Raw genomic sequence first — 12,488 nt, 5'->3', positions numbered from 1 at the left:
CCGTTCCGAAGCAGTTACCACTGAGTACCCTGAAGCAGCGGGCGTCGCAGGCGCCCCTCCCGGGCGTCGTCGTAGGTCGGTGGTGTGTCGGGTGTTGGCGGTGCCTTTGGTGGCGGCGATTGCGTTGGGGGCTGCTGGTGGGGCGGCGTCGGCGGCGCCGTCGAAGGGGGAGGCTGAGAGTCTGAAGTCCCGGGCCCAGGGGCTGGTGGATGCCGGTTACCCGGCGGCGCTGGCGGCGGTGACGGATAGCAAGGGTGAGTCGGCGGGGGTGGCTGTGGGCAAGGGCAGCCTGGAGACGGGTCAGGCCCCGCCGCTGGACGGTGAGGTCCGGATCGGGTCGAATACGAAGACCTTTGTGGCCGTGGTGGTCATGCAGATGGTTCAGGAGGGCAAGGTGGGGCTCGATGAGCCGATCGAGACCTATCTGCCGGGCCTGATCAAGGGCGAGGGCATCGACGCCTCGAAGATCACTGTGCGCCAGCTCCTGCAGCACACCAGCGGACTGCCTGAATACACCGACACCGTTCCCGGAAGGAGCGATATCTTCCAAATCAAGGATCACTACGCGCAGCCGCGGGATCTACTGGACACGGCTCTGAGTAAGCCGGCGGCCTTTGAGCCGGGGACGCAGTGGGCCTACACCAATACGAACTATGTAGTGTTGGGGATGCTCATTGAACGGGTGTCTCAGCGGCCGGTGGGCGAGCAGATCGACCAGCGCATCATCAAGAAACTGGGACTGTCCCACACCTATTTCCCGGCCCCGGGGGATAGGAGCATCAAAGGGACTCACCCTCAGGGCTACCATCTCAGTGCTGAGGGCAAGCTGGAGGACATTACCGAGATGGATCCGGCTTGGGGGTGGGCGGCTGGGGCGATGGTGTCGACCCCCAGTGAGCTCAACACCTTTTTCCAGGCTGTCTTCGACGGCAGGCTGCTGACCCAGACCAGCATCGATGAGATGAAGAAAAGCGTCGACGCCAGTTCACGTTTCGGGCCAGGTGTGGTTTACGGGCTGGGCCTCATCGGTACTCCGCTCAGCTGCGGAGGCACCTCCTGGGGCCACGGTGGGACGATCCACGGGTACCAGACCAACGACGCCGTCGGACCCGACGGCACCGCCGTCACCATCGCCGTGACCGCCATGCCCTCGGCCATCGCGGACCAGAGCAACCTGGAGAGCTCCGCCAAGGAGAAGTACCAGCAGATCGAGGACGCTGTCGACGCCACCCTGTGCCACAAGTAGCGGTGCAGCCCGAGTGATCCGGACCTGTTGCCTCTCAGCGGCCCAGGCCGGCCCTCAACACCGACGTCTTCTTCGTGGGCAACGCGGTACGTGCTGTCCGTGAAGAAAACGTCGGTGAGTAGGGAGACTGCCATAAGGCGCTGGAACGGAGTCGATGAAGGCCTGAGCTGCCGGACTGGGGGCAGAACGACGCCGTCGTGGTCGCCCTCCGTCCCTCCTCTGACCGAGAGGATGAGCTGTCAGGGCTGACAACGGGGGGCCTGGACGCCGCCTTCAGAAGTCGGCGGAAGCGGACTGAGTCCGCCCCTTCCCTCACGCTGCGGTTAGGGCCGCGAAGAGCGGCTGCTCCCAGCAGCGGAGTCGTCTCCAGTGGGCGCCTTGCCCGTGAAGAGATACTCGATGAGTGGATCCGCCGGGCGATCGTAGTCGAGCGCTGACAAGGTCGTTGCCAGCATGCCAACGGCGAGAAGACTTCTGGTTTCATCTCGCGGAATACCCAGGTCGTCGTGCAGCAGGTGGCTGACTCGAGTGAATCCTTCACGCGCCAGCGGGCCGAGTTTCTCATCGGTGCCGCAGACGAACAGCTGGGCCAGGAGCCTGAGCTCGTCAGATGAGAAGGCCAGCTCCTGGAAACGCTTGCCGAACTCGCGGCGCTGGCCGGGGTCGCTCAAGGGAGCGGTGTCGCGGAACAGCTCCTCGATGTGGGTGGAGGCTTGCTCGCACAGAGTCCGGATCAGCTTGGTCTTGGAACCGAAGGCGCGCACCACGTATGCCTGGCTGACGCCGGCTTCGCGGGCGATGCGGTCGGTGGTGATGCGAGCGAACCCGTATCTGCTGAACAGGTGCAGTGCCGCATCCAGGATGCGTTCGCGTCCCGATGTCCTTGGCTCAGTATCGCTGGATGCCGGCGGCTCCTTCATGGGGCCAGTCTAGACGCCGTGGCGCATGTGGTAATTGACTGATAATCTCGTCTGGTTATCAGTCAATGACTACAGGAGGTTGCATGTCATGTCGTCTGACGAGATTGCCTCGGAGGCCCGCATCATTCCACGCGCGACTGTCATTCGTGCGGTACTTACCGTGGCCATCTCCGCGTTGCTGACCGGGGTGCTCTTCAGCTATTTCTACATCGAGGTGTTCAACGCGCCGGAGCCGCACCGTCTGCCTGTGGCTGTCGCAGGTGCTGACACGGCACATCTGCAGGATGCTGTGGGTGACGGGTACCGGTTGGTTCCTGTGACTGATCGTCAGGAGGGGCTCGATCGACTCTCCCGTCACGAGGTCTACGGCGTCATTGCGCTGGATGGGAAGGGCAGGAGTGTCGAGCTGTCCTACACCAGTGTCGATGGGACTTCCGTGCTGTCCTATATGCGGCCGCTCGCCGAGCGGATCTCGGAGCGATCGGGGATGCCGTTTCGGATCTCCAACACGACCCCGGGTGTGGCTGCGAACGCGTCTCCGGGCCGCAGCGTGTTCTTCGCGGTGTTCGGCACCGCTCTTACCGGCTTTGTTCTCTCCCAGGCCCTGTCCTCTGTCGCTTCCCAGGTTGGGCTATCGCTGCGGGCTCGGCTGATGGTTATGGTGGGGGTGTCCGCAGTCGCGGGACTGCTGGTGTCTCTCATGCTCGATCCCTGGTTCGCTATCGCTCCCGGCGCCTTCTGGAGTAGCTGGCCAATGGTCTCGCTCCTGTGTTTATCAGCGGTGACGACAGGGTCGGCCATGCTCGACGTCGTCGGGCCGTTGGGACAGGTGGTCACGGCGGTCCTGTTCGTGACCCTGGGTAACGCGACAGCCACCGGAATCCTGCCGATGCCGTTTCTGACACCGCCCTATCAGGTCATCAGCAGACTGCTTCCCACCGGTAATGTGGTGCGCGCGGTGCTCAATGAGGCCTACTTCGAGGGCGCAGGATGGCAGTGGGGTTACCTCGTCCCACTTGTGTGGATTCTCACCGGCATCGGCTTGCTGGTTGTCTTTGATCATCGGTCGCGGAGAGACCGTTGATCCCAGTTGGCGCCTCGATCTGCCTCGCTGCACCTCGGTTGCCCCGGTCCTGCGACGGTGCTGCCGGGCCGTATGCGCTTCAGATCCAGGACTGCAGGAACATGTGCGTCAGCCAGAAGGCGCGCGAGACGGTCCGCCCGGTCCAGATCGGCCACCAGAAGGCCGCAGCGGTGCAGGCGAGGGCGGTGACCGCGATGATGAGGGAGACACCCTCGCTGCGGATCTGCCATGTGGGTACCGACGTCCAGTTGGCCAACCACGCCCACCGGTTGCGCTGGCCGGTGTCGTCCAGGTCGTCGTTTCCGCCGTCGGAGGAGGGCACTACCGCAGTCGTCGTGGCCGGGTACCCGGTCAGTTCGGCCATGGCCCGCGCCCCCGCCGTGTCGGCCTGGCGGGCGGCGTTGGCGACGGGGGCCTCGGGATCGCCATCATCCGCTTTGGTGTGGATGCGGTACATACCAGGATCGGTCTCCACTACCGGCGGTGTCCACACTGGTGTGCGTCCGAACTGCGGGCCGAAGCCCAGGAACCGGGCACCCACCCCGCGCCAAGGACGGATGCCGGCGCCGATCTGCCCGTTCCTGAGGGCGGACACCTGCGCCTCCGCTCCCGCAGAGCCCGGCAACGGGGGCAGCAGACCGGCTCCCATACCCAATGCCAGCACGAGGACGAGCACGACGCAGGGGACGAAGGCGACCGTGTAGAAGGTGAAGATCGTGCGGTCCCGGTACTGGAACCACGGCACGTACATGCCCAGGTAACCGATGAGGGGCACCCACGCCCGCCAGTCGCGGTTCTTCACCCCAATGATGACGATGACCGCCAACGCCACCACGGCGGACCACCAGATGGCGATGTTTCCGATTGAGGTGATGGCCTGGACGCAGTCCCCACCCGAACAGGTTTGCGGGACCTGGGCCTTGTCCTCCCAGAAGAAGGAGGTCGGCCGTGTCTGCAGCAGCCAGCCATAGGGCTTCGACTGGTAGGTGTGCGGTGAGGCCAGGCCGACGTGGAACTCGTACATCTGCTGGTGGTAGGCGATGAAATCGTTGATGCTGTTGGGCAATGAGGGGAAGGGTACCGGCTGGTGATCCCTGATCTGCTCCAGCGTCCATCCGTGCTTGTAGGCGCTGGGATGGGTGAACCAGGACCACCAGCACCCGACGTAGACGACCACGGCCACCGGAACCGTTTGCAGGAAGTCGCTCACGCCCTGGGCGACCGTCCCCTCCAGGAACCAGGCCCGGGCCCCTACCCGTCGCAGCGCGAGCGTGTCCCATATGACGACGGCGAGACCCACGACTGCCAGCAGGTAGATCCCCGACCACTTGATGGAGCAGGTCAGACCCAGAACGATACCGGTGGCCAACAGCCAGGGGCGGAGTGTGGCGCGCGGCGCCCTCGCCCCGGGCCTGGTCCCCGCCAGCAGGCGAGCCAGTCTGGCGCGCGACCACTCGCGGTCTCGCACCAGGCAGTACAGGGATAGGGTGGCGAAGAAGCCGATGAATACGTCCAGCAGCCCGATGCGTGACTCGGTCAGGGCCACGCCGTCGACCGCCAGAAGCAGGCCGGCCAGGCCGGCCAGCAGTGGCGAACGAGTCAGGCGCATCGTCAGGCGCGTCAGCAGCAGAACCGTCGCGATCCCGGCAATGGCCGGCATGACGCGCCAGCTGAAGGACGACTGCGGCCCGAAGACCTCCATGCCGGCGCCGATGAGCCACTTGCCCAGCTGCGGGTGGACGACGTAGGCGGCCTGGGTGGACATCCCGGAGAAGTCTCCGGAGGCGAAGGCCGCGTCGGAGTCCTTCGCCCAGTTCGCCTCGTAGCCCAGGTGCCACAAGGCGTAGGCGTCCTTGACGTAGTAGATCTCGTCGAACATGAGCGTCTTGGGGTGGCTCAGCCCGATGAGGCGCAACAGTGCGGCGATGACACCGACGATGCTGGTGACGATCCAACCATGGATCCTCATGGCGCGAGGCATGCCCCAGTCCAGCGGGCCAAGCCCGAGTGCGGTGCGCAGCTCGTTCTCAGTGCGTTCCCCGTCGTCGGTCTGCCCGGTGGCGGATTCGGCGGCGCTGTCGGCACCGGCGGAGGCCTCGGCCGGTGCGGTATCCGGTGTCTCAGCCCGCGTCGGGGCCGGTTCCTGTGCTGGTTCCTGTTCCGCGTACGGGCCGGGGGAACCGTCGCGGGACTGCTCGTGGGATTGTTCAGGAGACAGCGCGCTCGGAGTTGTCACCCTCCGAGTGTATGCGGCCGCGTGATCGAGACGGCGGAGACATACTGTGTCCTATGACTGAGAGCATCCCGCCCGCAGAGGACCTTGCCGTCGGGGACCGCCACGATGACAGGATCGACGAGGGTGGCCAGGCCAGTGCCGCCGATGCCGCTGGCAGTGCCGATGCCGTGCCCACCGCCCACAGCCCTGACCTGCGTGGCGGAACCATCACTCTGGCTGCCACCCCAATCGGCAATGCGTCCGACGCCTCCCGGCGACTGCAGCGGGGCCTGGAGCAGGCCGATCTCATCGCCGCCGAGGACACGCGCCGGCTGCGCGCCCTGGCGCGACGCCTCGACGTCGAGCCCCGCGGACGCATCATCGCCTTCCACGAGCACAACGAGCGCGAGCGCGCTCCCGAGCTGCTCGAGGCCGCTCGCGGCGGTCGGCGCGTCCTAGTCGTCTCAGACGCCGGTATGCCGTCGGTCTCCGATCCCGGCTACCGACTCGTCCGGGCCGCCGTACAGGCCCAGGTGCCCGTCACCGTCGCCCCGGGCCCCTCTGCGGTCCTGGCGGCCCTGGCCCTGTCCGGGCTGGCCTCGGACCGGTTCTGCTTCGAGGGCTTCCTACCCCGCAGGTCGGGGGAACGGCACCGCGCCCTGGAAGCCCTGGCCACCCAGGAGCGCACCATGATCTTCCTGGAATCGCCCCGGCGCGTCCACGACGCCCTGGTCGCCATGGCCGAGACCCTCGGCGGCGAGCGTCCGGCGGCGCTGTGCCGGGAGCTGACCAAAACCCACGAGCAGGTGCTGCGGGCACCGCTGTCCGAGCTCGTCCGGGCTACGGCCGACGGCGTCCTGGGAGAGGTGGTCCTCGTCGTCGCCGGTGCCGAGCCCGCCCCCGCCGGTCTGCAGGAGGCCGCGCGCCGGGCGATGGAGCTGGCAGAGACCGGCATGCGTCTCAAAGCCGCGGCGGCCCGGGTGGCCGGCGAGGTCGGCCTTCGCCCCAACGAGGTCTACCGCGCCGCCCTCGAGCTGCGTGAGACCAACGCCTGAGCAGGGACGGCTCCGCCCCGCACTGATTCGCACCGATTCGCCTCGACACGCCTCGGTACACCTCGCCCGGCGCGGACATCCTCGCTCCCGGAGAACCGATTGGCCCGCCATCGCGCTATGGTCGAGCTATGAGCGAGCAGCACACCAGCCCGGCTACCGGCACCCGCCGGGCCCTCATCGTCGTCGACGTCCAACCCACCTTCTGCGAGGGCGGCGCCCTGCCGGTCGCCGGCGGCAATGCCGTCGCCGAACGGATCGCCGCCTACGTGTCCTCCAGCCGGGAGGACTACGACCTGGTGATCACCACCCAGGACTGGCACATCGACCCCGGTGCGCACTTCTCATCCGAGCCCGACTTCATCGACACCTGGCCCGTCCACGGGGTGGCCGACACCGCTGAGGCCCGGCTGCACCCCGCCCTGGACGGTCTGGTCGCGGACGTCGCCGTCAAGAAGGGGCAGTACGCCGCCGCCTATTCCGGGTTCGAGGGGATCGACGACGAGGGGCGCGCTCTGGCAGACGCCCTGAGTGCCGCTGGCATCGAGACCGTCGACATCGTCGGCCTGGCCGAGTCCCACTGCGTCAAGGAGACCGCTCTGGACGCGGCCCGGCAGGGCTACCGGGTCCGGGTCCTGACAGACTTGACCGAGCCGGTCAGCCCCGAGCTGGGGCGCGCCGCCCGAGTCCAGATGCGTGCTGCCGGCATCGAGCTGACGCCCTCGCGCTGAGGTCGTCAAGACCGCGCCGCTTGAGCGACGGGCGCCCTTGCCGAGCAGGAGTCGGCAAGGGCGCCCGAGCGACGTCAAGCTGCGCTACTGCGCCGGCCAGCCACCGGGCTGGTTGTACTGGCCCGGTTGACCGGGTTGGCCCGGCTGGTACTGGTTCGGCTGGCCCGGCTGGTACTGGCCTGGCTGACCGGGTTGGCCCGGCTGCACAGGCTGGGTGAATACCGACGGTTGTTCCGGCTGGGCCTGCTGCTGAGCCGGTTGCTGGCCCGCCCAACCGAGCTGAGTGGTAGGAGCCATCGGCGAGTACTGGGGCGCTTCCGCCCCGGCGGCCGAGGGCGCGTAGGGGGCCTGCTGCGCTGCGGGGTCGGGCTGCTGGAATTGAGACTGCTGGGCGTATTGCTCGTAGGGGGCTTGCTGGCCGGACTGCCATGCGCCCTGCGTATAGACGGCAGGGGAACCGGCCGCCGTCCCGGTCGCCGCGTCGAAGGATCCGCCTGCCGCGGCCGGAGCGGGTGTTGCTCCAGCCGCAGCCAGCTTGGAGCGCCAGGCCATGCCGCCGGCGCCCATCCCGAGTCCCAGAACGGCGAAGATGATCGAGCCGACGACTCCGAACAGCGACAGCAAGGTCGCCTTCGCCGACGAGGGGGCGACGATCTCGCCCACGGAGACTCCCGAGGCGTTGTTGCAGTCAACGGTGTAAGAGCCCGACTCGCTGGAGGAGAAGGTCGTGAAGAGCGTGCCGCCCTTGACCTTCGTGGACGACGAGCTGGACTTGGTGGCGACGTCGTCGCCGCCGGGTGAGGTGACCGAGCAGTCCGGTGCATCGTCGCCATCGCTGTAGAAGAGCCCGTAGGTGCTGCCCTTGTCCAGCCCCACCGTGGCGGCCTGCTCGTCCGGCAGATCGGCGATAGTGGCATCGAACTGGCCACGAGTCACCGCCGAGCCGATCCCGCCGATGATGGCGATGAGAAGGACGACGAGCCCGGCCACGGCCAAAATCGTCGGAGCCGTCAGGTTCTTCGATGCCGCCGGCTGACCCGCCGCCCCCGAGTAGCTGGTCTGAGGGGCCTGGAACGGCGCGGCCGACGGGTACTGCGAGGGCTGACCGCCGGGCGGGGCCGGGTCGTAGCCGTTCGCCGACCATCCTGCTGAGCTCGCGGAGTACGCGGAGCCGGGGTACTGGGACATAACTGGCCTTCCTGGTCCATACGTGTCCATGTGGAGGCGTGTGGGAACACGTCATGAGGGCGTACGCGGCTCGAACGCGATGCGAGGACATGCCGATGCTAACCAGGACGATCCAAGACGAGCGCTGAGCGGGCGCCGCATGACTCGGGACAGACTACCGGGTACCGGTCCGCCCGCGCAGGTCGTATCCGATGCCGCACGGGCGGACCGGTCTCGGGCCGAGGAGAGGGGCTCGGGCAAGAAGGACGCGGCTGCCGTGTTGCGCGCGGCCTTGCCCGGCCGGGCCCTCTGAATGCTGGCGGCAGTGTGGGAACGGTACGGACCGGGGCGCACTGGCGCGTACCGGCTCGTGCGCCGAGCGGCGAGCCACGGCCGGTGGGGACTGAAGCGGCCGGGAACCGGATAGGCTGACCCCCATGACCCACATCCTGTCCGCAGTCGCCTGGCCGTACGCCAACGGCCCGCGTCACATCGGCCACGTCGCCGGCTTCGGTGTTCCCTCAGACGTCTTCTCGCGCTACATGCGCATGGCCGGTCACGACGTCCTCATGGTCTCGGGCACCGATGAGCACGGCACCCCGATCCTCGTCGCCGCCGACGAGGAGGGCGTCAGCGCCCGCGAGCTCGCCGACCGCAACAACCGTCTCATCGTCGAGGACCTCGTGGCCCTGGGCCTGTCCTACGACCTGTTCACCCGCACCACCGCCGGCAACCACTACCGCGTGGTCCAGGACATGTTCACCACCGTGCGGGACAACGGCTACATGGTCCAGCAGATGACCCGCTCGGCGATCTCCCCCTCCACCGGGCGCACTCTGCCGGATCGCTACATCGAGGGCACCTGCCCGATCTGCGGCGCCGAGGGCGCCCGCGGGGACCAGTGCGACACCTGCGGCAACCAGCTCGACCCCACCGACCTCATCGGCCCGCGCTCGCGGATCAACGGGGAGACCCCCGAGTTCGTGCAGACCACCCACTGGTTCTTGGATCTGCCCGCGCTGGCCGAGGCCCTGGGCGCCTGGCTGGACGAGCGCGAGGCCTCCGGGACCTGGCGGCCCAACGTCATCAAGTTCTCCCAGAACTTGCTGGGCGACATCCGCCCGCGCGCCATGACCCGCGACATCGACTGGGGCATCCCGGTGCCCGGCTGGGAGGACCAGCCCACCAAGCGCCTCTACGTCTGGTTCGACGCCGTCATCGGCTACCTGTCGGCCTCCGTGGAATGGGCGCGCCGCAGCGGCGACCCCGAGGCCTGGCGCGCCTGGTGGAACGACCCACAGGCCCTGTCCTACTACTTCATGGGCAAGGACAACATCGTCTTCCACTCCCAGATCTGGCCCGCCGAGCTCCTGGGCTACAACGGTCAGGGCGACAGCGGCGGCGAGCCCGGCCGCCTGGGCGTGCTCAACCTGCCCACCGAGGTCGTCTCCAGCGAGTTCCTCACCATGGAGGGCAAGAAGTTCTCCTCCTCCCACGGCATCGTCATCTACGTGCGTGACTTCCTCGCGCGCTACCAGGCCGACGCCCTGCGCTACTTCATCTGCGCGGCCGGCCCCGAGACCGCGGACGCGGACTTCACCTGGGCGGAGTTCGTGCGGCGCACCAACGGCGAGCTCGTGGCCGGCTGGGGCAACCTCGTCAACCGCACCGCCTCCATGATCCACAAGCGCTTCGGGCGGATCCCCGAGCCCGTTGAGCTCCAGGACATCGACCGGGCACTGCTCGACGCCGTCGAGGCCGGCTTCTCCTCCGTGGGCGGCCTCATCGCCCAGCACCGGCAGAAGGCGGCCCTGGGCGAGGCCATGCGACTGGTCGGCGAGGCCAACAAGTACGTGGCCGACACCCAGCCCTTCAAGCTCAAGGGCGAGGACCCCGCCACCCAGGCCCGCCTGGCCACGGTCCTGCACACGCTGGCCCAGGTAGTCACCGACCTCAACCTCATGCTCTCGCCCTTCCTGCCGCACGCCGCCAACGACGTCGACCGGGTCCTGGGTGGACGCGGCCGGATCGCCCCGATGCCCCACATTGAGGAAGTCGACGAGCTCGACCCCGAGCGCCTGCCCGAGGCCTTCGACGGCCGCACCGGCTACCCGATCATCACCGGCAACTACGAGGACGCCCCCACCTGGGAGCGCCACCCGATCGAGGTCGGCACGCCCGTGGCCAAGCCGGCCCCGGTGTTCACCAAGCTGGACGAGTCGATCGTCGAGGCCGAGTTGGCCCGTTACACCGGTTCCGCGCCCGACGACGTTACCGGCGCCTGAGCGCGGTGCCCACTGCGCTGTCCCGTGCGGACCGGCTGGCGCGCCAGAGGCCCAGCACACTCATCCTCTGAGGAGCACGCATGACTCCCAAGAAGCGCGACCGCTCCTGGCCGCCGGCCGACGCCGTCGAGCCGTTGGCGGCCCCGGTAACCGACAATCACACGCATCTGCCAGTTCCCGCGGACACCGGCGGGCCCGGTTCCGAGGCGCCGCTGACCGCGGCGGAGCTGGTGGGCCGCGCCGCCGCCGCCGGCGTCACCCGCGTGGTGACCTCCGCCTGCGAGGTCACCACCTGGGCGGACAGCCTGGCCCTGGCCCGAGAACTGCCCGGTGTGCGCGTGGCTCTGGCGGTGCACCCCAACGAGGCCGTCCTTCACACCGGGGTGAGGGAGACCGGACCCGACGGGCTCGAGCCCCGTGCGCAGGCGCATCACACCGAACCCCTGGACTCGGTCATGGCCCGCCTGGAGGGGACGCTCAAGGCGAACGCCGACGTCGTCGTCGCCGTTGGGGAAAGCGGGCTCGATTTCTTCCGCACCGGTGAAAAGGGAGCGGCCACCCAGCGCGAGGCCTTCCGGGCCCACATCGCCCTGGCCAAGGATCTCGACCTGCCCCTGCAGATCCACGACCGCGACGCGCACGCCGCCTGCGTGGAGGTACTGCAGGCCGACGGCGCCCCCGAGCGCACCGTCTTCCACTGCTTCTCGGGCGGGGCGGAGCTGGCCGCCGTCTGCGTCGAGCACGGTTGGTACGCCTCGATCGCCGGTCCGCTCACCTATCCGGCCAATGGGCCCCTGCGCGAGGCGGTCGCCGTCCTGCCCGACGAGCTCCTTCTGGTGGAGACCGACGCGCCCTACCTCCCTCCCAAACGCTGGCGCGGGCGGCCCAACGCCTCCTACCTCATGGGGGATACGGTCCGTTTCCTGGCCGAGCAGCGGGGACTGGGCGAGGAGCGGCTCTGCCTCCGCCTGCAGGCCACCACCGACGCAGTCTACGGGACCTGGTAGGCCGCGCACGGACCCGGCCCAGTGATCGCCTTCGGCTGTTCCGAGGCGAGGGCTGGGGCGGGGCCGACCGTCGGCCCCTGACGTCTTGCAGGGTGCGAGCCGTGAGCGCGAGAGCCTGACAAAGAGACGGGCGGAGGCGTCATGAGACCGAATTTGTCCGGACGAACGACATCCGGACTGTCATTATTCTTTCAGGGGTGTGTCAGGTGGGGGACAGTGGGGAATCAGGGCTTCTCCGCACGGTTCGGTCACAAGCCGCCGGGGTGTGAGCAGGTGCATTGGCACGCCCCCGAGTCATCGGCTACGGTGACACACAGTCGTCAAACGAAGGAAGTTCTATCGTGGGTCGTCACTCCCAGACCAGCTCCCTGAGTACTACACTCGCCGGCCTCGGCTCCATGGCTGCCAAGAAGCGGACCGCCTCCGGTGTTCGCGGCCGTCGGCGCGCTGAAGGGCCCGCCAAGACCGCTCTGACCCCCATGCTCTTCAAGGCGGGAGGCGCAGCAGCCGCCTTCTCCCTTGCCGTCTCCGGTGCCGCCTATGCGGCCATCTCCGTGGGGGATGACGAGGGGCACTCCTCTTCAGGAGGCTCCTTCGGACTGCTCGGCGCCGAGTCCGACGGGCAGGCCAAGGCCACCGAGGATGCGGGTGCCGGCAAGATCGCCAGTGCGGAGATCTCCACCACGACCGTCGACGAGCCCCAGCTCCACGGCACGGTTCAGAAGGAGAGCGATGCTCTGCCTGCGGGCCAGACCCAGGTGGAGACCCCCGGCGTCGACGG

Annotated in this window: 9 protein-coding genes and 1 pseudogene; 7 read left to right on the top strand and 3 right to left on the bottom strand. The window is 68.2% G+C overall.

Annotated features, from left to right (window positions below):
* On the top strand, nt 1-1,246 hold a 1,246-nt coding region (locus HMPREF0975_RS14025), incomplete at its 5' end, for a serine hydrolase domain-containing protein (RefSeq protein WP_009234883.1).
* Between the two features lie 323 nt (nt 1,247-1,569).
* On the opposite strand, the gene HMPREF0975_RS14020 is transcribed toward HMPREF0975_RS14025, so the two are convergent.
* Entirely contained in the window at nt 1,570-2,166 is a 597-nt protein-coding gene (locus HMPREF0975_RS14020; protein ID WP_009234882.1) for a TetR/AcrR family transcriptional regulator, read from the bottom strand.
* Nucleotides 2,167-2,254: 88 nt separating this feature from the next.
* Here HMPREF0975_RS14020 and HMPREF0975_RS14015 point away from each other — a divergent pair, with 88 nt between their 5' ends.
* Nucleotides 2,255-3,250 (top strand): hypothetical protein, encoded by a 996-nt coding sequence (locus HMPREF0975_RS14015; RefSeq protein WP_009234881.1) that lies wholly within the window; start codon nt 2,255-2,257, stop codon nt 3,248-3,250.
* 79 nt (nt 3,251-3,329) lie between these two features.
* Here the strand turns inward: HMPREF0975_RS14015 and HMPREF0975_RS14010 are convergent, their stop codons facing one another.
* A complete protein-coding gene (locus HMPREF0975_RS14010; protein WP_009234880.1) occupies nt 3,330-5,486 on the bottom strand; it encodes a dolichyl-phosphate-mannose--protein mannosyltransferase in 2,157 nt (718 codons plus the stop codon).
* Nucleotides 5,487-5,539: 53 nt separating this feature from the next.
* Between HMPREF0975_RS14010 and rsmI the strand changes: the two genes are divergently transcribed.
* Both rsmI and HMPREF0975_RS14000 read left to right on the top strand, forming a co-directional pair.
* Nucleotides 5,540-6,520, top strand: a complete 981-nt coding sequence (rsmI, locus tag HMPREF0975_RS14005) for a 16S rRNA (cytidine(1402)-2'-O)-methyltransferase (protein ID WP_009234879.1) — start codon at nt 5,540-5,542, stop codon at nt 6,518-6,520.
* Nucleotides 6,521-6,648: 128 nt separating this feature from the next.
* Nucleotides 6,649-7,248 carry an isochorismatase family protein gene (locus tag HMPREF0975_RS14000; RefSeq protein ID WP_009234878.1) on the top strand — a complete coding sequence of 200 codons (600 nt, stop codon included), beginning with the start codon at nt 6,649-6,651 and terminating at the stop codon, nt 7,246-7,248.
* An 84-nt stretch (nt 7,249-7,332) separates the two neighbouring features.
* Here HMPREF0975_RS14000 and HMPREF0975_RS13995 read toward each other — a convergent pair whose 3' ends face one another.
* Entirely contained in the window at nt 7,333-8,436 is a 1,104-nt protein-coding gene (locus HMPREF0975_RS13995; protein ID WP_009234877.1) for a hypothetical protein, read from the bottom strand.
* Between the two features lie 416 nt (nt 8,437-8,852).
* Between HMPREF0975_RS13995 and metG the strand changes: the two genes are divergently transcribed.
* From metG to HMPREF0975_RS13980, 3 genes and pseudogenes are all read left to right on the top strand, one after another.
* Nucleotides 8,853-10,700 carry a methionine--tRNA ligase gene (metG, locus tag HMPREF0975_RS13990; RefSeq protein ID WP_009234876.1) on the top strand — a complete coding sequence of 616 codons (1,848 nt, stop codon included), beginning with the start codon at nt 8,853-8,855 and terminating at the stop codon, nt 10,698-10,700.
* A gap of 80 nt (nt 10,701-10,780) precedes the next feature.
* Nucleotides 10,781-11,707: a TatD family hydrolase gene (locus tag HMPREF0975_RS13985; protein WP_009234875.1), complete on the top strand. Its 927-nt coding sequence runs from the start codon at nt 10,781-10,783 to the stop codon at nt 11,705-11,707.
* A 341-nt stretch (nt 11,708-12,048) separates the two neighbouring features.
* Nucleotides 12,049-12,488 (top strand): annotated as a pseudogene (locus HMPREF0975_RS13980) (G5 domain-containing protein); the annotation flags it as partial.

This window comes from Actinomyces sp. oral taxon 849 str. F0330, assembly GCF_000239715.1.
Lineage (GTDB): Bacteria > Actinomycetota > Actinomycetes > Actinomycetales > Actinomycetaceae > Actinomyces > Actinomyces johnsonii.
The sequence above is the reverse complement of the archived record's forward strand: the minus strand, read 5'-3'. Positions and strand labels throughout refer to the sequence as shown.

Bases quoted from the DNA above. Each gene is read 5' to 3' on its own strand.
- HMPREF0975_RS14020 (WP_009234882.1), bottom strand. From the start codon at position 2,166: ATGAAGGAGCCGCCGGCATCCAGCGATACTGAGCCAAGGACATCGGGA.
- HMPREF0975_RS14015 (WP_009234881.1), top strand. From the start codon at position 2,255: ATGTCGTCTGACGAGATTGCCTCGGAGGCCCGCATCATTCCACGCGCG.
- rsmI (WP_009234879.1), top strand. From the start codon at position 5,540: ATGACTGAGAGCATCCCGCCCGCAGAGGACCTTGCCGTCGGGGACCGC.
- HMPREF0975_RS14000 (WP_009234878.1), top strand. From the start codon at position 6,649: ATGAGCGAGCAGCACACCAGCCCGGCTACCGGCACCCGCCGGGCCCTC.
- HMPREF0975_RS13995 (WP_009234877.1), bottom strand. From the start codon at position 8,436: ATGTCCCAGTACCCCGGCTCCGCGTACTCCGCGAGCTCAGCAGGATGG.
- metG (WP_009234876.1), top strand. From the start codon at position 8,853: ATGACCCACATCCTGTCCGCAGTCGCCTGGCCGTACGCCAACGGCCCG.
- HMPREF0975_RS13985 (WP_009234875.1), top strand. From the start codon at position 10,781: ATGACTCCCAAGAAGCGCGACCGCTCCTGGCCGCCGGCCGACGCCGTC.